General features: G+C 59.4%; 18 protein-coding genes. 2 read left to right on the plus strand and 16 right to left on the minus strand.

Translation table 11 applies throughout. The features are described 5' to 3' along the window. Nucleotides 1–11 precede the first annotated feature (11 nt). The 12 genes from alaS to ileS form a co-directional block, all read right to left on the minus strand. Complete coding sequence (alaS, locus tag AB5202_RS02460; RefSeq protein WP_195621325.1) at nucleotides 12–2669, minus strand: alanine--tRNA ligase; 2658 nt, start codon at nucleotides 2667–2669, stop codon at nucleotides 12–14. Nucleotides 2670–2821: 152 nt separating this feature from the next. Further along, the gene (locus AB5202_RS02465) at nucleotides 2822–4231 is read right to left on the minus strand and encodes an AI-2E family transporter (protein WP_195621327.1); all 1410 of its coding nucleotides are present in this window, start codon (nucleotides 4229–4231) and stop codon (nucleotides 2822–2824) included. After that, nucleotides 4228–5019 (minus strand): RNA polymerase sigma factor SigF, encoded by a 792-nt coding sequence (locus AB5202_RS02470; protein ID WP_022094589.1) that lies wholly within the window; start codon nucleotides 5017–5019, stop codon nucleotides 4228–4230. Before AB5202_RS02470 ends, AB5202_RS02465 begins: the two co-directional genes overlap by 4 nt. A 1-nt stretch (nucleotide 5020) precedes the next feature. After that, nucleotides 5021–5398 (minus strand): hypothetical protein, encoded by a 378-nt coding sequence (locus AB5202_RS02475; RefSeq protein ID WP_022094590.1) that lies wholly within the window; start codon nucleotides 5396–5398, stop codon nucleotides 5021–5023. Continuing rightward, entirely contained in the window at nucleotides 5391–5978 is a 588-nt protein-coding gene (locus AB5202_RS02480; protein WP_195621328.1) for a hypothetical protein, read from the minus strand. Before AB5202_RS02480 ends, AB5202_RS02475 begins: the two co-directional genes overlap by 8 nt. 100 nt (nucleotides 5979–6078) lie before the next feature. Then, nucleotides 6079–7428: a replication-associated recombination protein A gene (locus tag AB5202_RS02485; protein WP_368144183.1), complete on the minus strand. Its 1350-nt coding sequence runs from the start codon at nucleotides 7426–7428 to the stop codon at nucleotides 6079–6081. 60 nt (nucleotides 7429–7488) lie between these two features. After that, the gene (locus AB5202_RS02490; RefSeq protein WP_195621330.1) at nucleotides 7489–8736 is read right to left on the minus strand and encodes a deoxyguanosinetriphosphate triphosphohydrolase family protein; all 1248 of its coding nucleotides are present in this window, start codon (nucleotides 8734–8736) and stop codon (nucleotides 7489–7491) included. A 31-nt stretch (nucleotides 8737–8767) separates the two neighbouring features. Beyond that, nucleotides 8768–9190: a prepilin peptidase gene (locus AB5202_RS02495; protein WP_195621331.1), complete on the minus strand. Its 423-nt coding sequence runs from the start codon at nucleotides 9188–9190 to the stop codon at nucleotides 8768–8770. A gap of 81 nt (nucleotides 9191–9271) precedes the next feature. Beyond that, complete coding sequence (locus tag AB5202_RS02500; RefSeq protein ID WP_195621332.1) at nucleotides 9272–10567, minus strand: glycosyltransferase family 2 protein; 1296 nt, start codon at nucleotides 10565–10567, stop codon at nucleotides 9272–9274. An 82-nt stretch (nucleotides 10568–10649) separates the two neighbouring features. Beyond that, nucleotides 10650–11663 carry an RluA family pseudouridine synthase gene (locus AB5202_RS02505; RefSeq protein ID WP_368144182.1) on the minus strand — a complete coding sequence of 338 codons (1014 nt, stop codon included), beginning with the start codon at nucleotides 11661–11663 and terminating at the stop codon, nucleotides 10650–10652. After that, nucleotides 11663–12190, minus strand: a complete 528-nt coding sequence (lspA, locus tag AB5202_RS02510) for a signal peptidase II (protein ID WP_271745696.1) — start codon at nucleotides 12188–12190, stop codon at nucleotides 11663–11665. The genes AB5202_RS02505 and lspA overlap by 1 nt, the downstream gene beginning before the upstream one ends. A 469-nt stretch (nucleotides 12191–12659) precedes the next feature. Next, a complete protein-coding gene (gene ileS, locus AB5202_RS02515) occupies nucleotides 12660–15437 on the minus strand; it encodes an isoleucine--tRNA ligase (protein WP_416378119.1) in 2778 nt (925 codons plus the stop codon). Between the two features lie 510 nt (nucleotides 15438–15947). On the opposite strand from ileS, the gene AB5202_RS02520 reads away from it, so the two are divergent. Beyond that, nucleotides 15948–17030, plus strand: coding sequence for an iron-containing alcohol dehydrogenase family protein (locus tag AB5202_RS02520; protein ID WP_195621336.1), 1083 nt, complete (start codon nucleotides 15948–15950; stop codon nucleotides 17028–17030). Between the two features lie 48 nt (nucleotides 17031–17078). On the opposite strand, the gene AB5202_RS02525 is transcribed toward AB5202_RS02520, so the two are convergent. Both AB5202_RS02525 and ftsH read right to left on the minus strand, forming a co-directional pair. Further along, nucleotides 17079–17534 (minus strand): 2-thiouracil desulfurase family protein, encoded by a 456-nt coding sequence (locus AB5202_RS02525; RefSeq protein ID WP_195621338.1) that lies wholly within the window; start codon nucleotides 17532–17534, stop codon nucleotides 17079–17081. A gap of 81 nt (nucleotides 17535–17615) precedes the next feature. Then, entirely contained in the window at nucleotides 17616–19505 is a 1890-nt protein-coding gene (ftsH, locus tag AB5202_RS02530) for an ATP-dependent zinc metalloprotease FtsH (RefSeq protein ID WP_195621388.1), read from the minus strand. A gap of 122 nt (nucleotides 19506–19627) precedes the next feature. Between ftsH and AB5202_RS02535 the strand changes: the two genes are divergently transcribed. Then, nucleotides 19628–20083, plus strand: a complete 456-nt coding sequence (locus AB5202_RS02535) for a cob(I)yrinic acid a,c-diamide adenosyltransferase (protein WP_368144185.1) — start codon at nucleotides 19628–19630, stop codon at nucleotides 20081–20083. A gap of 22 nt (nucleotides 20084–20105) precedes the next feature. Here the strand turns inward: AB5202_RS02535 and AB5202_RS02540 are convergent, their stop codons facing one another. Beyond that, nucleotides 20106–21455: an MATE family efflux transporter gene (locus AB5202_RS02540; protein ID WP_368144180.1), complete on the minus strand. Its 1350-nt coding sequence runs from the start codon at nucleotides 21453–21455 to the stop codon at nucleotides 20106–20108. A 125-nt stretch (nucleotides 21456–21580) separates the two neighbouring features. Then, on the minus strand, nucleotides 21581–22495 hold the full coding sequence (locus AB5202_RS02545; RefSeq protein WP_368144179.1) for a TrmH family RNA methyltransferase: 915 nt from the start codon (nucleotides 22493–22495) through the stop codon (nucleotides 21581–21583). Nucleotides 22496–22547 lie beyond the last annotated feature (52 nt).

Below are 22547 nucleotides of genomic sequence, written 5' to 3' on the forward strand. Positions count from 1 at the left end.
TTCTTAGATTCTTAGGCGCCGAGCGCGGTCTTAGCGGCCGCGAGGGCATCGGCGATGCCGGCAGCATTCTTGCCACCGGCCTGGGCCATGTTGGGACGACCGCCACCGCGACCGTCGACCAGACCCGCGATCTGCTTGATCACGTTACCGGCGTGGAAACCGGCCTTGACGGCGTCATCGGAGCCGGCAGCGAGCAGGGCCGGAGTGCCCTTCTCAGTCACGCTGGCGACGACACAAGCGACAGGGCCGGCGACCTTCTGGTGCACGGTATCCCAAACGTTGCGCAGGTCAGCGGCCTCGAGACCCTGAAGCTCAGCAACAACAAGCTTGTAGCCATTCAGCTCGACAGCACCCTCGATGGCGCTGGAGATCGCATCGGAGGAGCCACCAGTGAGCGCCTTCTTGAGCTTGTTGGACGTCTCACGCAGCTCGGCCTGCAGGTTCTCCACGCGGGCGGGAACCTCGTCGACGCGGCACTTGAGCGCAGCGGCGGCGGCGTCAACGAGCGCCAGGCGGTCGGCCATGTAGTCGAGGGCACCCTTAGAGGTCACGGCCTCGATACGGCGGACATTGGAGCCCGTGGAGGACTCGGAAATGATCTTGAACAGGCCAATCTCGGCGGTATTGGCGGCATGAGTGCCACCACAGAGCTCGCGGGAGAACGGCTGGTCCTCGGCGCCCACGGAGACGACGCGGACAACATCGCCGTACTTCTCTCCAAACAGAGCGACAGCGCCGGCAGCCTTAGCCTCGTCGATGTCCATGACACGGGTCACGACCGGCTTGAAAGCGAAGATCTGCTGGTTGACCAGGTCCTCGACAGCCTTGAGCTGCTCGGAGGACAGGGCCTCGAAGTGCGTAAAGTCAAAGCGCAGGTGCTCGGGCGTCACCAGCGAGCCGGCCTGGGAGACGTGCTCGCCCAGGACCTGCTTAAGGGCGGCATCGAGCAGGTGCGTGGCGGTGTGGTTGCGGCGCAGGAAGCCACGGCGCTCGGCGTCGAGCGCGGCGGTCACGGTAGCACCGACGACCAGCGTGCCCTCGGCAACGTGGGCGACGTGAGCATACAGGCCGTTGTGGTTCTTGGTATCGGAAACGGTCAGCGAAACGCCCTCGGCGGAAAGCTCGCCGGCATCGCCCTGCTGGCCACCCATCTCGGCATAGAACGGGGTGCGGTCGAGCACGACCTCGACGTCCTCGCCCGCGGCGGCGGACTCGACGGACTCACCGTTGCGCACGATGGCGACAACCTTGGCGCCCTCGATCACATCGTTGTCATAACCGTCGAACTCAGTCGCGGCGACCTTGTCGGAAAGCTCGACCCACACGTCGTTAAAGCTGCCCCAGGCATCGCCCTTGGCGTTGGCACGAGCGCGGGCCTTCTGGTCCTCCATGCAGGCGGTGAAGCCGTCCATGTCGACGTCGTGGCCAGCAGCGCCGGCGATCTCGACAGTCAGGTCAATGGGGAAACCAAAGGTGTCGTGCAGCTTAAAGGCAACGTCACCCGGAAGCACGGTGCCCTCGACAAGCGCTGCCAGGGCCTCGTCCAGGTAAACACGGCCGTTGTCGAGCGTCGTGGAGAAGCGCTCCTCCTCGGAGGCGACGATACCCTTGACGAGCGCAACATTCTTGAGCAGCTCGGGATAGGCCTCGCCCATCTGAGCGTTAACCTCGTCAATGAACTTGGTCAGGAAGGCGCCCTCGATGCCCAGCAGGCGACCGTGGAACACGGCACGACGGAGCAGGCGGCGAAGGACGTACTCGCGACCCTCGTTACCGGGAAGGATGCCGTCCGAGATCATAAAGTCGACGGCACGGGAGTGGTCGGCGATGATACGCAGGGAGCGGCTGGCGCCGGAGTAATCGTCGGCGTCATAGGTCTTGCCGCTGACCTCCTCACCCAGCTTGATGAGATGCTGCATCAGATCGCCGTCGTAATTGGCGGTCTTGTGCTGCATAATGGCGGCCATGCGCTCCAGGCCCATACCCGTATCGAGGTTGCGGTGCGGCAGCTCCGGCATGGAGCCGTCCTCCTGGCGGTCGTACTGGGTAAAGACGAGGTTCCAGAACTCCAGGAAGCGGTCGCAGTCGCAGCCAGGCTTGCAGTCGGGGCCGCCGCAGCCGACCTCCTCGCCCATATCAAAGTAAATCTCGGAGCACGGACCGCAGGGCCCGGTGGGGCCAGCGGCCCAGAAGTTGTCGTCCTCGCCCAGGCGAGAAATGTGATCCTCGGCAACGCCCAGGGAGCGCCACACATCGTGGGTCTCGTCGTCCTCGGTAAAGACGGTGAAGTACAGGCGGTCGAGCGGCAGCTTGAACTCCTTGGTGATGAGCTCAAAGGCCCAAGCGCAAGCCTGCTCCTTGGAGACGCCGCCAAAAGAGAAGTCGCCGAGCATCTCGAAGAACGACAGGTGACGGCCGTCCTCGCCGATGCAATCGATGTCGTTGGTGCGGACGCACTTCTGGCAGGAAATCGCGCCGATCTCCTTCATGGTCTTCTTGCCCTGGTAGTACTCCTTAAACTGGTTCATGCCAGCGTTGGCAAGCAGCAGCGAAGGATCGTCAGGAACAAGAGACGAAGAAGGATAGAGCTTAAGACCGCGCTCCTCAAAGAAGTTGAGGAACTTGGAGCGGATCTCGGCCGTAGTCATTGACGGGTAGTCAGCACTCATAGAGGGAATCTCCTCGGTTTCACATCGAAACAGTTCAAACGTAACGATATTACCATCCCGCCGCGCCCATGCAAAAAAGAGGGCCGGCACAATGCCGGCCCTTCAGCGAAATTGCATGTTAGCGCGTATGAATATTAATCCGAATTACCCCGCTAGTTGTCATCATCGTCCATGGAGCCGTCGATGCCGGTTTTGGTATCGTCGTCCGAGTTGGAGTCATCGTCCTTGGCAAAGGGGTTCTTGAAGAAGCCCGTGGCATCGGGCTGCAGACCAGAGAGCTTAATCCAGGGATTATCGAGCTCGGGCTTGGGCATGGCCTTGGCCTCGGGCGCAGTCTCGTTGCCGATGAGCTCGGACTCGTAGATGAAGGTGTCGTCGCCGAGCGCGTCGTAGGCGGCGACCGGGTTGCCATCGGCATCGCGGTACGGCGTGCCCTTAAACACGGCGCCGTCATAGGCCACAAGCTGTCGGCCGGTCTCATTCTCGAAGTAGTACACGAAGATACCCTTGAGGGCCGCACAAAGCGGGATGGCAATAATCATGCCGATGGGGCCCATGAGTGCTGAGCCAATAACGAGCGCCGTGAGGCTCATGATGGGATGCACCTGCACCGAGCTCTGCATGACCTTAGGCGAAATCACATTATCGGTGACGTTTTGCGCGACCATCGTCACGATGAGCGTCCATAACGCCAACATAGGGCTGAACATGAAACCGAGCACTGTGGCGATTGCTGCGCTCACCCAGGGACCGACGACCGGAACCAAATGCATGATGCCGGTAAAGATAGCCATGAGCGCCGCATACGGATGCCCGATGATCATAAAACCGATAAAGGCGAGGAAACCACCGCAGATAGACGTCACGACCATACCGCGCATGTAGCCGCCGACAGAGCGAGAAAGGATGGCGACCATAAAGCGGTACGAGGTCTCCTTCTCCTGACCGATGATGGTGCAAATCTCGTGGTGCATGCGAGGGTAGTCGCAGGCCATCCAGTACGCAAGCACCAGACCAAGGAAGATCACGAACAACTGCGAGGCCGTATTGGTGATGAGCGGGAACACACCGCGGCCAAGCTCGGCAGCGATCTGAGACACATACTTCGATGCCACGGTGACCAGCGACGAAAGATTATCGTCCAAATACTCCTTGAGCGGCGTGTTGTTAAGCGTCTTGGCATTCGAGATCATCTCGTTGAGGTCGCCACCCGCAACACGAAGCTGCTCGGGCAGGCGGCTCAGGACTTCCATGATCTGACCAAAGAGAATCGGCGACAAGATGCAAACGACACCGACGAGCACGGCAACAACAACAATAAGCGCGATAAGCGAACCGATGCCGCGATTCACGCCATGGTGCTCGAGCCAGTTGGTGATCGGGGACATCACAAAGGCAATGATGGAACCAACAGCGAGAAACTCGATAACCGGCGCCAGGATGCCCATAAGGTTAAAGATGACAGCGGCGATGACAATGCAGCCGACAACAGCCCAAATGCGAAGCGTCAGAATGCGGGTGTCGCGCAGCACGCGATCGGTTTGTTGGGGGCGCTCACTCATGAACGAATCATCACTCCGTCGGGGTCGATCTTGTCCTGAATCTTCTTAAGCGTGCGGCGCAGCAGGCGCGAAACCTGCACCTGAGAAATACCCAGCTTCTTGGCGATCTCGATCTGGGTCATGCCCTTTACAAAGCGCAGCTCGATCACCTCGCGCTCGCGCGGCGAGAAATCGCGGATGGCTTCCTCGATCACCAGGCGGTCATCGGTAAAGTCGAGCTCGTTGTCATCGTCGGCGTAACGGTCGAGAATCGAGGGCGCATCGTCGGAATCGGACGCACCAGGAGCCTCGATGGGCACCGAGGTATAGGCCGAAGACGATTCCATAGCCTCGAGGACCTCATCGACAGTCACATCTAGATACTCAGCGATCTCCTCAACCTTGGGCGAACGCTGCAGCTCGTTGGTAAGTTTGTCAGTAGCCTGGTTGACCTTGGCCGAGAGCTCCTGCAGACGACGCGGTACGCGCACGCTCCAGCCCTTGTCGCGGAAATGGCGTTTGATCTCGCCCAGGATAGTGGGTGTCGCAAACGTCGTGAACTCGAGTCCGCGCTCGGGGTCAAAGCGGTCGATAGCCTTGAGCAAACCCAGATAGCCGACCTGCATGAGGTCGTCGAGCGGCTCGCCGCGATTCTTAAATTTGTTGGCAAGAAACCTTACCAGGTTCATATGGGACATGACGAGCTGTTCGCGGGCGTCCGGATCACCGGTCTCCTTGTAGCGACGAAACAGCTCGCGGGTTTTCTCCTTGTCCCAAGCGGTCTTGCCGCTCCGGGAACGTTCGGTCATATTAAATATCCGCCTTGAGGTCGAGGGAAAGCGTCAGGGGCGCCGCAGTCTTTTCGTAGGAGTCGCACACGCTCGCCAAAATAAGCTCGGCATAAACAGCAGCCTGGTCATCCTCGTCGACGGTGGCCTGATCGCCAAAGGTAAAGGTCATGCCAACGTGAGATTCATCGACATCGAATTTGATTGAGATGTCGTCGGAATCAACAGCCGTGCAGCCAAAGATAAAGGCTTCCTCGGCAGCCATGCGGATGTCCTCGATGCGATCGACAGACATGGAACACAGGGCGCCAACGTTGGCTGCCGTCATGCGCACAAGGCGAGCGAGACGCGGGTCGCCGGCAACGGTCAGCGTGATGGGGCAGGTTGCTTCGCTACTCATCGCAGGACTCCTCAGAGGTCTCGGCGGGCGTATAGGTGTAATACTGAGCCGGCTTGGATACAGACTTCTGACAATCATCGTCGCCCGCGGCGGCCTCGTCCTCGCCAATTAGGACGCGCTCGGTAGGCTGCTCGGCCTCCGCAGCGGCAGCGGCGAGCTTGCGATCGGCGTCGGCTGCAGGAGCCTTCACCTTATTGAAGAGCTTCTGCACAGCACCGGCGGCAGAGTCGGTCACGCTCGACACAGCATTGCTGGCCTCGGCCATGCTGCCCGTAACCTCGGAAATGTCGCGAACCACGGCTTCGACCTCTACGAGATTGGAGGTAAGGGCATCAACTGCCGTCTTGCTCGACTTAAGCAGCGGCTCCATCTGGGCAAGCGCCGGCGTAAGCTCATCGACAGCGCCATCGAGCTTTGCCACCACAGGCTGAGCCTCGGCGATGGTGTTGTTGAGGTCGTTCACGGTCTTATCGAGCGAGTCGACAACATTGCGGGTCTTGCGCAGGGTAAGCGCGAGCTCAGCGATGGCCCACACGCCGGCAACGGCGAGCAGCAGCAGGGCGATTTGAATGGGACTCATACAAGCCTCCCGGAAGAATCGAAATACAGACGCTTTTCATGGTACCCCAAAGGGGACCGAACATGCCAAGAGCAGCAACGTGGGACAAAATTATCAGCAGCTACCTCGGTGCATTCCCGCTGCGGTCGCGTTCGCTTTGCTCTACGCGCCACTCTTCCCAGCCGCGCCCGGCAGGCTGCCAAAATGCACCGCGTTCCAAGCCTTCGGGCAAATAGCGCTGATCGACCCAGCCTTCGGGATAATCATGTGGATACTTATACACACCGTATTCATCGCTGCCCGGGCGATGGCGATCGCGCAGATAACTCGGCACCTCGCGAAGCCCACTAGAATGGATATCGGCCAGTGCCGCATCGATCGAAGCCTCACACGCGTTGGATTTTGGCGCCAAGCACACATAGAGTGCAGCCTGAGCCAGGTTAATGCGGCACTCGGGATAGCCAATGACCTCGGCAGACTTAAACGCGGCATGCGCCACCAAAAGCGCCTGCGGGTCGGCGTTGCCAACATCCTCAGAAGCGTGAATCATAATGCGGCGAGCGATAAACTTAGGATCCTCCCCAGCATCGATCATGCGCGCGAGCCAATAGATCGTGGCATCGGGGTCACTACCGCGCATGGACTTGATGAACGCACTGATGATGTCGTAGTGCATGTCGCCGTTTTTGTCATACGTAAAGCCGCGACGCGGGTTGGCAATCTTCACGTCATCCACGGTGATGGGATGGCGCTCCCCAGCCGCAGGCGCTGGCGTTCCCTCGGTATCGGGACGCGTGACGGCAATCTCGCTCGCAAGCTCGAGCGTCGTGAGCGCCGAGCGAGCGTCACCCGCTGCCAGCGTGCAAATGGTCTTGACCGTATCCTCATCGGCCGAGAACTTTCCGTTCAAGCCCTGTGGTGCCTCGAGCGCACGCTCAATAAGCGTGGCGATATCCTCATCCTTCAGATGTTCAAGCTCCACCACGCGCCCGCGCGACAACAGTGCCGAGTTGACCTCAAAGTACGGGTTCTCTGTCGTAGCGCCAATCATAATGACGGTACGGTTCTCAACTGCATTCAGCAGGGCATCCTGCTGCGACTTAGAGAAGCGGTGAATCTCATCGATGAATAGAATGGTGCGGCGATCGTACGTATTCAGGCGCGTCTTGGCCTCATCAATCACGCGACGCAGGTCCTTCACGTTACCCGTGACGGCGCTGACCTCGACAAACTCGCTCTTGGTATGGTTGGCGATAATGTGGGCCAGCGTCGTCTTGCCCGTACCGGCAGGCCCGTACAGAATCACGCTCGAAAGCACGTCGTGCTCGATTGCGGCACGCAGCCATGAACCCTTACCGACGGCCTTTTGCTGGCCCACGTACTCGTCGAGCGAATTGGGTCGCATGCGCACCGCGAGCGGCGCATTTTTAAAGGAACGCTCGCGCGTCGAGGCAGAAAAAAGGTCGTCCATAGCCATCCCGTGCATCAATCAAAAACGTTTTCCACTAACAGTATACCGAATTAATACGAACTACCGTTCGTTAATATAGGTACGGTGCGGAAACTCCAGGCCAGGGAATAACTTGCTCGTCAGCTCGCAGAAATAGCCGTCCGTCATGCTCGCGATATAATCCACCACGGCTTGATCCTTGTCGTCCTGCCAGGCATAGGTGCGATCGTAGTAGGAAAGCTGCTGCTCAATGCGCGAAATATGGTGCTTAAAGATGTAAGAGGACTCGTCGCCACTGTTTAGATCCCGCAGGCAACGGTCGTAGAGCTTTACGAACGCCTCGCGCAGCTCCGCCTCGGAATCGCCTTCGATACCGCCCTTGCTATAGATCTTCTCGTAGTTCTCGCGCTTGGCTCGGCGAATTTCCTCAAACAGGTCCTCGCTCATCTCGATGCGCGGCTTACCATAGCTGTGCTCAACGATATCGATGGAGGCATGCGTGAGGATCCAACTGTTGTAGGCACCGCCCCGGCCATCATCAAAAACGTCGGGCGAAAGCAGGCCCGCCGCGATCGCATCCTGACGGTCACGACCAACGTAGGCAAGAATATCCGAGATGCGAACGACGCAGCCCTCGAGCGTCATGGGACGCAGATGCTCAATTGCGCTATAGCCCGTGGCAATGCAATCCTCAACCGTCTGGTCAAACTGGTCAAAAGAGCCCATGTCCGAGAGCTCAAACACACGCTGCTCGTACTCGCCGTTATGGCATAGCACGCCGTCGAGCGTCTGGAGCGACACGTTGCGGCCATACAACGCGTCGAGCACGCGGACCGACTGCACGTTATGGAAAAAATAACGCCCCGTACGCTCATGATAGATATCGTTGAGGAAGCGCTCGCCGGCATGGCCGAAAGGCGTGTGTCCCAAGTCGTGACCCAGGCCAATCGCCTCGATCAGATCGCAATTGAGCCCCAGGGCGCGACCGATATCGCGCGCAATGCGGGAGACGAGCTGCACGTGCAAACCGCGGCGTGACAGATCGTCATTGCTACGGAAGCTAAAGACCTGCGTTTTGCCTGCATAACGGGTGTACGCCGGAAGATGAAGTATCTTTTCGGTATCGCGCATAAACGCCGGACGCATAAGCGTGCCTTTGTCGGCGGCGCGATCAATACGACGAATGACCTGATCGTCGTTGCAACGATACGGGTTGACATAGCCCGAAGCACGATCGGCGGCAATACGCTCGACAAGTTCGGGCGACAACGCCGAGGGAATACGGTCCATGCGCGCCTTAATGACGGCCGTTTCTTGATTAGATGCCATGGCATGCTCCTTAAGAAGGATGCGCAATCGGTTAAAATGTGCAACCCACGACCTCGATTATGGCAAAAATCGGCACTAAAAAAGGGAGCAATGGCAGGGAGCGCGATTTTGTGAAGAGACAGGAGAGGGCCAGGGCCAGGAGTGCGACGGCAAATGCCACGATGCCACCCATAGGGTCGAGCGTGCAAAGCGCGAAGAGCGCCTTGGCATCCCCCATGCCGATGCCCGGGGCGTGGCGAAGGCGTCGCCAGAGCGACTCAGTGAGCACAAGGGCAAGGTAGACGATGACCGCAAGACCGGCGTGGTCAAGCGCTGTGTTCAAACCGAGGTCGAGCCAAACGCCCGCCAACGCCGTCACGGCACATGCGCCGGCAAGCCCATTGGGAAACCGTCGCTCTCGGGCATCAATAGCCACGCCGGCAAAGATGCAAATCCAAAACGGGATATAGACCATCGGACTCCTCCTCGAGCTGCATCGCAAAAGCAAAAACCACCACAAAGGTGCCTGTCCCCTTTGCGGTGGTTTTGGTGGTGGTTATTTGGCGCCTTGCATGACCTCGTCAAGGGTAACGTTGACGGCGTGCTGCGTCGGCACCCAGTCGACCTTCAGGAACAGCGCGGCCACCGTGATGGGGATATAGCTGAACATAAAGATCGGGAAGGTAAACAGGTTAGTCACCAGACGCCACTTTTGCGCGCAGTGAATGTGCTTGTACTCAAAGATAGTCGTGAGCAGCGCTAGGATAAAGAAGGTCTGATACATCATGGCGAAGGTCATAATGAGCGAAGCGGCGCACGCCTGCATCTCGACTTCGGTAGCCAAGAAACCATGCGAAAGGCCACCCACGATCAGGAACGTCGCATTGGCGAGCATCGAGATCAGCGATAGCAGCATACCCGGGGCGATCGTCATGAACATGTCGTAGGCGGCAAAGCGATGATAGCGGAACGTCGACTTGACCAGATGCTTACCGTAGGTAAAGAACACCTGGTAAAAGCCCTTGGTCCAGCGCATACGCTGCTTCCAGGATGCCTTGAACGTCACGGGTTGCTCGTCAAAGAACTCCGCCGGCGCATAGCCAATGCGAATACCGTGAATAGCGCAGAACGTAGTGAACTGAATGTCCTCGGTCAGCGTGTGGAACTGCCAACCGTGCATGCCCTCGATAACGCTGGCGGAGATAAGGTAACCCGAACCCGAAACAGCGCAAGAAGTCTTGCAGATATTACGCGCGTTGTTGAGGAAGCGCGCCTCGCGTAGATACCACGTGGCATTAGCAGCCGAGATCCACGAGCTGCCGAAGTTCTTGGAATTGCGATAGCTCGTGACCACATGGAAGCCCTGGTCAAAGGCATCATTCATCTTGGAAACGTAATCGCGGGAGATAACGTTATCGGCATCGAAGATAAAGTAGCCCTCAAACGTGTCAGGATACTCGTTGAGAATGCGGTCGAAGCCAAAGTCCATGACCCAGCTCTTGCCCTTGCGGGCCAGGTCATTGCGCTCGTAAACAATGGCACCGGCCTCGCGCGCGAGCTGCGCCGTGTTGTCGGTGCAGGCATCGGCGACCACGAAAACCTCGATGAGCTCGGACGGATAATCCTGGTCCTTGATGGAGCGAACGAGGTTGGCGATCACGGCCTCCTCATTATGCGCCGCGATAAAAAAGGCATAGCGATGGAGATTTTTGGCCCTGGGAGGCGCAACCTCGCCACGAAGAGCGCCAATGACAAAGAAGACCACCTGGTACAGAAAGCAGACCGTGAGCAGCGTGACGACAATCTGGTTGAAGATCACGATGGGTGTGTTGGTTTGTAAAAAGGCGAGCATGCAGGCTCCCAGCAACGCGTAACGTAAACAATCGTATATCTTACCGCAGGCTTACCGAGTTCAAGAAACCACCTAATACTGGCTAGGCTTCGAGAAGACCGAGCTGCGGAACGATTTCATCTCCAACGGCCGTGCGACCGAGCGAGCGCGGAGCCAGATCGTCGAGAACCGCAGCGAGATCCCACGGCAACTCGTCGCGGCACTCAATGCGCTCCCCCGTCACGGGATGGTCGAACGCCACGCGCCAGGAATGAAGGAACTGCCTGGTCAGGCCCTGGTCGGCGCGCGCATCGCACTTGCCGTAGAGTGGATCGCCCACGCAGGCGTGGTTGATATGACGCATATGCACGCGAATCTGGTGCGTGCGACCGGTAAACAGATGGCACTCAACGAGCGTATAACCATCGTCAAAGCGCGTGGAATCAAAGCGCTCGAGGACTTTAAAAGTCGTAATGGCCTGACGGGCAAAGGGGTCGTCCGAAACCGCCATCTTGACGCGGTCGCGCGTAGAACGGGCGATACCGGTATTGATGGTGCCCTCGTCCATGGCGATGTGCCCGTGGACAAGCGTGATATAGCGGCGGTCGAGCGTACGCGTGCGAATGAGATTTTGAAGCGCGCGCTGGGTGTCGTCGTCTTTTGCCGCGAGCATAAGGCCCGAGGTATCGCGATCCAGTCGATGCACGATGCCGGGGCGGTCCTCACCCTGCACGGTACCAAGATGATCGATACCGCAGTGGTAGACCAAGGCGTTCGCAAGCGTGCCGCTCTCGTGGCCGTGGGCGGGATGGCACACCAGCCCGCGCTGCTTGGAGAGCACAATGAGATAGTCGTCCTCATAGCGAATGTCGAGCGGGATGGCCTCGGGAATCACATCGGTGGGATCGTGCGGCTCGGGCAGGTCGACCGAGATGCGGTCACCGGCGCGTACGGCATACTTTTTTGACAGACAGGTCTCGCCGTTCACGATTACGGCGCCGCCCTCGATCAGATGCGCGCAGACAGAGCGCGTGGGGCAGCCGTCGTTGGCACCCAGAAAGGCGTCGAGACGCTGGCCAGAGCAATCGTCGGCAACAAGAATATGGATGTCGGCCATTAACGCTCATTCCTTTCGCGAATCTTGCGGGCACGCTCCCCACGCTGCTTGGCTTTGCGCTTAGCGCGGGCCTCATCACGGGCATTGAGCTCAGCAGTCGCATCGACCTCGCGAGCGGCGGGACTCAAGAACATGTAACCGATAAGCGCCAGCACAACACCGACCGTAATGCCGATATCGGCCACATTGAAGACGGGAAAGTCGATGAAGGTGGTGGCAATAAAATCGGTCACGAAGCCAAAGGCCAAACGATCGATAGCGTTGCCGATAGCACCGCCCGCAACCATCGCCATGCCCACAACCTCAAGATGGGCGAGCTGGGGTGCACGAACGAGGTACACGGCAATAGCGACAATGACCGCCAGCGCCAGCACGGCAAACGCGATGCCATGCCCCTCGCCCATGCTAAAGGCAGCGCCGATATTGCGGACAAACAGGAAGTCGATCACGCCGGGGATGACGGTCACATGCAGTGCATCGCCCACGGAACGAACCGCAAGCTTGGTCAACTGGTCAACAAGCAGCACAACCAGCGCCACCCCACCAGCAACACCCAACCGCCAACGCAAAGGCGGCGTCATATCCCCAGCACGACCCAAAGAAATCCCCTACCCTCAGAACAATCGAATTCCGTTTAACGCAATTAACCATCTTATATTGTCACACGCAGGGCGCACGACATATCCACCAACGCTAGCGAAATAATCAGCATAAAACGAAAGCGACATTCCGAAAAACAGAATGCCGCTTGAATATGACACAGGTAGTCGTTGGGGACGTTCTTGTTTGACTAGTCGTTTAAGAACGTCCCCAACGACTAGGTCCATAGAAACGCCGCATTACCGTCGCCAACAGCGAAAACATCCCTAAGCGAGCAAGGTGACGTGAAAGAGGAGGGAAGCGTACTTTGGTACGCGACCGACGATTGAACGTCAGATTGCCGCTTAGGGGCGTTTGCAGCGTCGGTAGGTTACGGCGTTCTACGAACGCCGTAACCTACAGCGCATCAGCGCAGCGCTTACAGATATGAGCGTGGCCGTTGTACTCGCCAACGGTGGTGCGGTAGTTCCAGCAACGGTCGCAGCACTCGCCCTCGGCAGCATCAATGCAGACGGAAAGCTCTTCGCCCTGGGTCAGCTCAACATCGGAGACGATGTAGAACTCGGCCAGGTCGACCGCTTTGTCACCAGTCAGCAGCGCGTACATCTCGGCGGGAACGACCGCCTTGACGCGAACCTGCTGGCTCTTGGTGAAGGTGCCGGCAGAACGGGCATCCTCAAGGGCCTTGGTCACGGCGCTACGGAGCTCAAGAGAAGCCTCGAGCACGCCCTCGAACTCATTGGCCTCGTCGACCGTGATGGGCGACTTGTACCAATCGAGCAGCGCGGCGTACTTCTGGTGATCGACGCAGCCAGCGGGCGCATATGCCATGGCCTCGTCAACCGTGTAGGACAGGATCGGCTGCAGGTCGCGCATGAGCATCGAGAAGAGCTCGGCCAGCACGGTCTGGGCGCTGCGGCGCTCGAGCGAGCCGGGCTTGTCGCAGTACAGACGGTCCTTCAGGGCGTCGAGGTACACGTTGGAGAGCTCGGTAACCACGAAGTCGTAGAGCGCACGGTAGGCGCGCGGGAACTCGTAGCTGGCGTAGGCGTCGTCGACCTCGGCCTGGACCTGAGTCAGGCGGGCAACCATGAGCTTGTCGAGCGGCAGCAGGTCGGCAAAGGCGACGCCGTCGGTCTCGGGCTCAAACTGACCCTCGAGCTCGGAGAGCAGGAAGCGCAGCGTGTTGCGGAAACGACGGTAGGCATCGGACGTACGAGCGAGAATCTCATGGTCGATGGAGACGTCGGAGCTGGTGTCGACGGAGGCAACCCAGAGACGGATGATGTCAGCGCCCATCTCGTCGCAGACCTTGTTGGGGTCGATGACGTTGCCGAGCGACTTGGACATCTTGCGGCCCTGGCCATCGAGCGTGAAGCCCTGCGAGACGACCGCCTTGTACGGAGCATGGCCGTTGGCACCCACCGAGGTGAGCAGCGAGCTCTGGAACCAACCGCGATGCTGGTCGGAGCCCTCGAGGTACACATCCGCCGGGTACTCAAGCTCGGGGCGGTACTCGCAGACGGCCTTCCAAGACACACCGGAGTCCCACCACACGTCGAGAATGTCCTTATCAGCCTTGAGGTGATGGCCGCCGCACTTGGGGCAGACGCAGGCCTCGCCCAGGTAGCTCTCGGGAGCATCGGTGAACCAGGCGTCGGAGCCCTTCTCGTGGAAGAGCTTGATGACAGCGTCGAGCGTGGCGTCGTTCATGACCTTCTCGCCGCAGTCGGCGCAGGTGTAGCTCGGGATAGGCACGCCCCAGTTGCGCTGACGGCTGATGCACCAGTCGGGACGCTGCTCGACCATGGCGCCGATGCGGTTGGCCGCGTGGGCCGGATACCACTTGACGTTCTCGCGGACCTCCTTGCCAGCCTGCTCGCGCAAGCCGGTCTTGTCCATCGAGACAAACCACTGGTCGGTAGCACGGAAGAGCACCGGGTGCTTGCAGCGCCAGCAGTGCGGATAGCTGTGCGTGATCTTTTTCTCGAGGACCAGGGTACCGCGCTCGCGCAGGAACTCGATGATGTGCGGGTTGGCCTCGTCGGTATCCATTCCGCTGAAGGGGCCACCGGTACCAAACTCCTCGCCGGTGTAGAACTTGCCGTCGTCATCGACCGGCATGCAGATGTCGGTGATGCCCTCCTTGAGGCAGGCAAAGTAGTCGTCGACGCCGTGGCCGGGCGAGTTGTGGACGATACCGGTACCGTCATCGACACCGACGTAATCGGCCAGCAGCGCCACGCCCTCGACACCGTCAAAGATCGGCTGCTTGTAGTGGATATGATGGAAGGTCTCGGCGGGAACCACGTAGGGCTTACCGTCGACCATGACCGGGGTGTACTCCCAGCCAAACTCCTCGCAGCACTTGGGAGCCAGGTCCTCGAGCATGACCTCGGCGCGGCCGTCGTGCTCAACGGCGACGTAGGCGGCGCCGGGCTTGAGGGAAACTGCCTGGTCGGAGGGGATGGTCCACGGCGTGGTCGTCCAGATGATGAAGTCAACCGGGCCGTCGAAGTTCTCGAGGCCGGCGGGCTTGGAGGTCATCTCGAAGCGCACGAAAATGGACGGGCTCGTCTCGTCGGAGTACTCAATCTCGGCCTCGGCGAGTGCGGTGTGGCAGTGCTTGCACCAGTGGACGGGCTTATGACCGCGATAGATCATGCCCTTGTCGAACATGGCCTTGAAGACTTCAATGTCGGCGGCGTCATGCTGGTGATAGAGCGTCAGATACGGGTTGTCCCAGTCGCCAAGCACGCCAAGGCGACGGAAGCCAGCCTTCTGGAGCTCGATGTTCTCGACAGCGAACTTGTTGCAAAGCTCGCGGATCTTAGCCGTGGAGGTCTGGTTGAACTTCTCGGTGCCGAGCTTCTCCTCGACCTTATGTTCGATCGGCTGACCGTGGCAGTCCCAACCGGGAACATAGGGAACCTCATAGCCCTGCATCATCCAGTAACGGTTGATCATGTCCTTGGAGATCTTGTTCATGGCGTGGCCGATGTGGATAGGGCCGTTGGCGTACGGAGGGCCGTCGTGCAGCACGAACTTCTTGTGACCCTCGTTCTTCTTTAGAACTTGCTCGTAGACCTTGTTGTCCTGCCAGTCCTTAAGTCGCTTTGGCTCGGACTTGGAAAGACCGGCACGCATGGGAAATCCGGTTTTGGGCAGATTCATCGTCTGCTTGTACTCGTTTGCCACGGTACCCCTTTCTTGTCATGGGCGCGCACGCCCTCTGGGCACCAAAAAAGCGCCCGTCCCTACAAGCTGGGACGAAGCGCCACAAAACGGACAGTCTGTCCGTAAAAGCTCTTCGCTTAACCACCCAGCTTAGATGCCCTCGCTCGCGTCGCCGCGCGCTCGCATCCGTTACTCGGCTGGTCTGTATCGACGACCATCTCGGCGACGTCTACTAAGACGAACCTGCGCGGCACGTCCGTTGGGACCGCAGCTCCGGGGTGATTTTCATCGGTCGCATGCACGGGTTCTCAGCGCTCCCCGCTCTCTGTAGCATGCGGACGGCCGACTACTCGTCCCCATCAACGCTTATGCGGAGTATGCTAGCACGTTCAGCGCCGGCGAAAAACCCTCAACACTGGTTTTATACGTTCGAAATTTCTCGCGGCTGTGGACCTTCTCTTGGAGCAAAATACCTGAAAGCACTTTATCGAACGAAAGAAGGTTGCTATGCGCACGATTGGAATGAGCGACTACACCGTTGGCGAGGATTGTTTTACCGAGTTGCCCGCCGCGCTGGCAGAGTACGGAGCGACCAAGGTCGCCATCATCGGCGGCAAGCGAGCCCTGGCTGCGGCGCTGCCGGGCATCGAGGCTGCGCTGGCAGGCACCGACGTCGAGATTCTGGAGACGCGCGTCTACGGCACCAACAGCACGCGCGCCAATATCGCCAAGGTCATAAACTCCCCTGCCTGCCAGGAAGCTGACGTTCTCATCGCCTGTGGCGGCGGCAAGGCACTCGACACCGTCAAGACGGCAGCCATCGAGCTCAAGAAGATCGTCTTCACCGTCCCGACGATCTGTTCCAACTGCTCGGCCGCGACCGCCATTGCCGTCGTGTACAACGACGACGGCTCGCTCGAGGGATATTCGTACCCCAACCGACCTGCGCATATCTTCATCAACCCCAAGATTATCGCCGAAGCTCCGGCGGAGTACTTCTGGGCCGGCGTGGGCGATGCCCTGTCCAAGCAGCCCGAGGTCGAATACGCCACGAGCGCCGGTAATTTGGAGCATACCGCCGGTCTTGGCCTGGCACTCGCCCACACCTGCTCCGAGCCGCTGTTTACTTATGGCGTCCAGGGTCTTGAGGACGTGCGCCGGAATCTGTCGAGCGAGGCCGTCAAGCAGATCGCGCTCGACATCGTGGTCAACACGGGCTATGTCTCGAACCTGACCAACCAAAACGATTACTACTACAACTCGAGCGTGGCGCACGCGTTCTACAATGCGACGTGCAGCATTCCGCGCGAGGGAACCTATCTGCACGGTGAGGTCGTGAGCCTGGGCGTGCTCGTGCTGTTTGCCTATACGGGCGATACCGAGAGCCTTGAACGCTACGCCGCCTTTAACAAGCAGATGGGCCTGCCCGTAACGCTTGAGCAGGTCGGACTTTCCGAGGCCGACATCCCTGCCCTGTGCGAATACGCACACGCCACCAACGAGTGGAAGCAAGGCAACCCGGAGCCCTTCACCGACGAAAAGTTCGCCGCCGCCATCAAGGCCGCCAACGCCTACGGCCACACGCTCTAGGCCTAGCCCAAAACCACCACAAGGGAGCAGTGCCCTTGTGGTGGTTTTTTATTGCTCCAGCATGCTGGGGTCGAACTCGCTAGCTGGTATAACGCGATAGCCGTGACGCAGCAACAGATCAACGAAGACGCCGTTGCCCGCGGTGAGCGTACCGCTAAAGGTACCGTCGTAGATGCGACCCGCGCCGCACGAGGGACTGCGGTCCTGCAAGACGCACGCAGCAATCTCGGACGGGCCGCCCGCCTGCTCGCACATATCGAGCGCACGTTGAGCGCCCAGGCGAAACTCGCGATCGACCGAGGCACCCTCGCAGGTACGGACCTCGCCGTTCACAATCTCGGACGGCCTGCGCGGCGTGGGCAGGCCGCCAAAGACCTCAGGGCACACCAAGAGGACCTCGGTCCCCGTATGCTCGCAGGCCTCGACCAACTCGCGATGATAGTTGTCGAGCCCGTTATACTTGCAGCTCTCGCCCATCAAGCAGGCGCTCACCACGATCTTCATTTCCATCCCTCTCAAGCAAAACGCCCCATTTGAGAAAGCTGCTCAAATGGGGCGTCGGCGTTTACTGGCTCGGCCGCGGCTTTACTGCTGCTTGGGCATCAGCGGATTCTCGCGCGTGAGGAGGTTCATGAACTCCTCGCCCGTGATGGTCTCCTTCTTATACAGATAACGAGCCAGCTCGTGGAGCTTAAACTTGTTCTCCTTCAGAATCTGCAAAGCGCGGTCGTGCGCATCCTCGATCAGCTTGGCGACAATCGCGTCCACGCGCTCGGCCGTACCGGGGGCGCAGGTGAGCGACGTGTCCTGATTGAGATACGCGTTCTGCACGGTACCGAGCGCCATCATGCCAAACTCGTCGGACATACCAAAGCGCGTCACCATATTACGGGCGAGCTTGGTGGCCTGCTCGATGTCGTTGGCGGCGCCGGTCGTCATCTCTCCAAAGATGAGCTCCTCGGCTGCGCGGCCACCGCAATAGACAGCGAGCTTGTCCAAGACCTCTTGGCGCGTCGTCAGGAAGCGCTCGTCCTCCTCGACCTGCATGGTATAACCAAGAGCACCGCTCGTGCGCGGCACGATGGTGATCTTCGTGACCGGCGCAGAGCCCTTCTGGCGAGCGGCAACGATGGCATGGCCGATCTCGTGATAAGAAACGACCTGCTTCTCGTGGTCGGACAGCACCGTGGACTTACGCTGTTGGCCGGCAATGACGACCTCCACCGACTCCTCGAAGTCGTCCTGGGTTGCACGCTTGCGACCCTCGCGAACGGCGCGCAGGGCGCCCTCGTTGATGATATTGGCCAGGTCGGCGCCCGAGGCACCGGGCGTGGCGCGGGCAATCGCGGTCAGGTCGATCGGCGGCTCGGTCTTCACGCTCTTGGCATGCAGCTCGAGGATGTTCTTGCGGCCGGTCAGGTCGGGCAGCTCGACGGGGATGCGGCGGTCAAAACGACCGGGGCGCAGTAGAGCGGGATCGAGACTGTCGGGGCGGTTGGTTGCGGCAAGGACAACGATACCCTTATGGTTATCGAAGCCATCCATCTCGGTCAGCAACTGATTGAGCGTCTGCTCGCGCTCGTCGTTGCCGCTAAAGCCGCCGCCATCGCGCTTCTTACCGATGGTATCGATCTCATCGATAAAGACGATACACGGTGCCTTTTCCTTGGCCTGCTTAAACAGGTCACGAACCTTAGCAGCGCCGCGACCGACAAACATCTCAACGAACTCAGAGCCCGAAATGCTAAAGAACGGAACACCGGCCTCGCCGGCAACAGCCTTGGCAAGCAGGGTCTTACCGGTACCCGGAGGGCCAACAAGGAGAGCACCACGCGGCAGCTTGGCGCCGATCTCCTCGTAGCGCTGCGGCTTCTCCAGAAAGTCGACGACCTCCTTGAGAGACTCCTTGGCCTCTTCCTGACCGGCGACGTCCTTAAAGGTCACGCCCACGTCCTTGGAGGCGATCACGCGCGCGCCGGACTTACCCAGTCCGCCGCCAAAACCGCCGCCGCCAAAGTTCATCGACGGGCCGTCATCGCCCATAGCCTTCTTCATGCGGCGGTTGAGCCACCAACCGATGAGGAAGAAAATCGCCATGGGAAGAATGAGTGTGAGCAGGTAGTAGGTCATCAAACCCGAGTTTTTATCGGGAACGACCGACTCCAGCGAAGCGCCAGACTCAAGCACGCGATCGGTAAAGCCCGCGTCATTCGGCACACCGGTCGTCTTGTAGGCGATGTTCTCGTCCTCGCCCTTCTTGGTGTAATAAATCGAGTAATCGTCCGTGTTGTACTCGACCTTGTCGACGCTCTTCTTATCGAGCGCTTTGACAAACGTCGAGTAATCGGTCTTCGTAATCTGCTGCGTGTGACCGATGTTGGGGAACAGAACGGTCGAGAGCACGAGGTAGACGACGAAGGCGATGAGCACGTAGAGAATCATATTCCGTCTACGTTTGTTGTCATCCATCTCCATCTGCTTGAACTCCATCTACTGGGGTTGATAATGCTTTCTAGAATACCCAACCCGGACGGCGATAAACCGACGCCGGGCACGAAAGGACAGAGATGGCATCACTGTAAGTCGGCAAGGTTCAAATCTATACAGGCGACGGCAAGGGCAAGACGACGGCTGCGCTGGGGCTCGCGCTGCGCGCGACGGGCTATGGACTTAACGTGCTCATGCTTCAGTTTGCCAAGAAGCTGCACTGTGCCGAACATGACGCAGCACCTCGATTGGGGCTACGCATCGTACAAGCCGACCGCGACACGCCCGAAGCCTGTGCCGCACAGATCATGGAGCTGGCGCGCGAGCAGATTAGCCAGGTCGACGTGCTGATCTTGGATGAGCTGGGAGAAGCCATGCGACGGGGCTTTGTGACGCGCGAAGATGTCGAAGCGTTGATCGCGATGAAACCAACCACCACGGAGCTCGTGTTCACCGGCCGTGGCTTGCTGCCCCTCGCCGACCTTGCAGACCTAGTAACCGAAATGCGCCCCGTCAAACACTACTTCGACGAAGGCCTCCTAGCCCGCCAAGGCATCGAATACTAGCCATTGCGGACGTCCCCAATGGCTAGGCAGTGGCGCGACCTAGCCAGTTGCCGCTGTGGTGGTAGATGGTGAACATTATGGCGGTGATGAGCCAGGTTACGGGGTAGACCAGCAGCAGGTGCTCAAGCGACGGATCGAACGGCATAATCGCAAATACCCAGATCACCCTGAGCACGACGGTGCCAAAAATCGTGAGCAGCATGGGCTGCAAGCTCACGCCGGCGCCGCGAATGGATCCCGACGCGTTCTCGATAATCGAGAAAATCGCATAGAACGGCGCAATGAAGTGGAGGATGGTCGTGGTGTACGCCGAAATCGAAGCATCGTCGACAAACAGACGAGACAGCGGACCCGAGAATACCAGCAGCACGGCAGACAGGCCACCAATGAGCATAAACGACAGCACGAGCGACGTATGGTAGCCCTTGCGCATGCGCTCGTAGTTGCGCGCGCCAAAGTTCTGTGCCGAGAACGTGGTGATCGACACGCCAAGCGCCTCGGTAACCATCCAGACAATACCATCCAGGCGGCCCGAAAGACCCCAAGCCGTGGTGACATCGGCACCAAACGAGTTCACCGACACCTGAATCAAAACGTTGGAAATCGAATACGCAGCAGACTGAAAGCCAAGCGGCAGACCACACGAGATCATGCTCTTACAAATACCAGAATCAATGCCGAGTTTGGACAGTGAAAGCCGCCACGCACCCGGTGCGTGCATCATACGAATCACGATCATCGTGGCGTTGGAGCAAATGGTCAGCGCCACCGCGATGCCACAGCCCAGCGCTTCCATGTGAAGCACGGCAACGAAGATGACATCCAGCACCGCATTAACAAGGCAGCCGGAAGCGATGATCACAGCAGGCCCGCGCGTGTCGCCCACGGCGCGCAGCAATGCCGTTCCCATATTGAGCAGCAGCGCCGCAACCATGGCGGCAAAATAGCAACGGGCATAGGCCACGCCCTCGGCCAATAATTCATGCGGCGTGTTCATAAGCACCAGCATGGGCTCAACGAACACTATGCCAAGAATCGAGAAAACGATACCGCCCACCAGCGCGAGCGTCATGGCCGTATGGACCGATCGGCTCAGGCGCTCGTCATCGTGCTGGCCAAAAAACTGGCCCGTAATGACCGCGCAGCCGGCGCCGACGCCAACGCAAAAGCCAATGCAGAGCTCGGTGAGCACCATTGTGGCCTGGATGCCGCCCAACGCGAGCTTGCCGCCAAACTGACCGACGATATAGGTACCGATAAGCGTGTAGGCCTGCTGAAAAAACGAACTAAAAAAGATGGGAACGCACAGAGAAAGCAGCTGCTGCCAAATAACACCCTGCGTTACATCGATAGCCGTAGATTTCTTAGCCACACGCCCTCCCCACTAGCGTACGTCATACAACAAAACGGCAATTTAAGACCAAAGCCAATACCAGCTTAGCACCGACCGATATCGGCCGAAACGCCCCAAACCAGAGCCCGGTGCGAAATATCTGCCTAGTGATACAGCCCCGGCTGGTAGTGATACTCGTTGCTCACGTGCGGGCACAGCTGCCAAAAGGCGACGGCACTCGCCGCGGCCACGTTGAGCGAATCAACCCCGTGCGCCATTGGAATGCGCACGGCTCGGTCGCAGCCAGCAATGGTCTTGGCGCCTAAGCCAGCACCCTCGGTGCCCATAAAGATTGCCAGGCGGTCAATCTCCTGCAGCGCGGGATCGTCCAACGACACCGAATCATCCGTCAACGCCATGGCGGCACACGAAAACCCGGCATCGTGTAACGCCGCCAGCCCATCATGCGGCCATACGCGCGCCTCGCTGCCAATGCGCGTCCAGGGCACCTGGAACACCGTACCCATGCTCACGCGGGCCGAGCGACGATACAGCGGGTCACAGCACGTAGGACTCACCAAAATGCCATCGACGTTCAGCGCAGCCGCCGAGCGGAAAATCGCGCCGACGTTGGTGTGGTCGACAATGCCCTCGAGCACGCACACGCGCACCGGGCGCTCCCCCGCCGCCTCGACGACGCCGCCCAAGAACTCGGCTACCGGAATCTGGCGTGGACGACGGAACACCGAGAGCGCACCGCGCGTCACGTTAAAGCCCGTCAGCTGCTCCATAAGCTCCATCGAGGCCACGAACACGGGAACCGGGCCCGCACCTTCGCGTACCGCCAGGCGCTCAAACAGCGGCATCATCTGGTCGAGCCAGCGCTCGCCCAAAAGAAAGCTCACCGGCTCGTATCCGGCGCGAACCGCACGCTCGATGACCTTGGCGCTCTCGGCGATAAAGATGCCCTTCTGCGGTTCCAAAACGCAGCGCAGCTCACGCTCGGTCAGTCGCACGTAAGCATCGAGCCGCTCGTCCTCGAGCGAATCAATTCGCAGCACCTCAACGGCATCAGTCATAGCAGCCTGCCCGCACCCTTCTTTACAGCACCTATACAAATATCGGGGCAAC

Origin of the sequence: Collinsella aerofaciens (assembly GCF_040915545.1) — a bacterium.
Taxonomy (GTDB): Bacteria; Actinomycetota; Coriobacteriia; order Coriobacteriales; family Coriobacteriaceae; genus Collinsella; species Collinsella aerofaciens_BE.

Bases quoted from the DNA above. Each gene is read 5' to 3' on its own strand.
- AB5202_RS02525 (WP_195621338.1), bottom strand. From the start codon at position 17,534: ATGAAGATCGTGGTGAGCGCCTGCTTGATGGGCGAGAGCTGCAAGTAT.
- AB5202_RS02470 (WP_022094589.1), bottom strand. From the start codon at position 5,019: ATGACCGAACGTTCCCGGAGCGGCAAGACCGCTTGGGACAAGGAGAAA.
- AB5202_RS02490 (WP_195621330.1), bottom strand. From the start codon at position 8,736: ATGGCATCTAATCAAGAAACGGCCGTCATTAAGGCGCGCATGGACCGT.
- AB5202_RS02475 (WP_022094590.1), bottom strand. From the start codon at position 5,398: ATGAGTAGCGAAGCAACCTGCCCCATCACGCTGACCGTTGCCGGCGAC.
- AB5202_RS02505 (WP_368144182.1), bottom strand. From the start codon at position 11,663: ATGGCCGACATCCATATTCTTGTTGCCGACGATTGCTCTGGCCAGCGT.
- AB5202_RS02545 (WP_368144179.1), bottom strand. From the start codon at position 22,495: ATGACTGATGCCGTTGAGGTGCTGCGAATTGATTCGCTCGAGGACGAG.
- AB5202_RS02500 (WP_195621332.1), bottom strand. From the start codon at position 10,567: ATGCTCGCCTTTTTACAAACCAACACACCCATCGTGATCTTCAACCAG.
- AB5202_RS02520 (WP_195621336.1), top strand. From the start codon at position 15,948: ATGCGCACGATTGGAATGAGCGACTACACCGTTGGCGAGGATTGTTTT.
- AB5202_RS02495 (WP_195621331.1), bottom strand. From the start codon at position 9,190: ATGGTCTATATCCCGTTTTGGATTTGCATCTTTGCCGGCGTGGCTATT.
- alaS (WP_195621325.1), bottom strand. From the start codon at position 2,669: ATGAGTGCTGACTACCCGTCAATGACTACGGCCGAGATCCGCTCCAAG.
- AB5202_RS02485 (WP_368144183.1), bottom strand. From the start codon at position 7,428: ATGGACGACCTTTTTTCTGCCTCGACGCGCGAGCGTTCCTTTAAAAAT.
- ileS (WP_416378119.1), bottom strand. From the start codon at position 15,437: ATGAATCTGCCCAAAACCGGATTTCCCATGCGTGCCGGTCTTTCCAAG.
- ftsH (WP_195621388.1), bottom strand. From the start codon at position 19,505: ATGGAGATGGATGACAACAAACGTAGACGGAATATGATTCTCTACGTG.
- AB5202_RS02480 (WP_195621328.1), bottom strand. From the start codon at position 5,978: ATGAGTCCCATTCAAATCGCCCTGCTGCTGCTCGCCGTTGCCGGCGTG.
- AB5202_RS02465 (WP_195621327.1), bottom strand. From the start codon at position 4,231: ATGAGTGAGCGCCCCCAACAAACCGATCGCGTGCTGCGCGACACCCGC.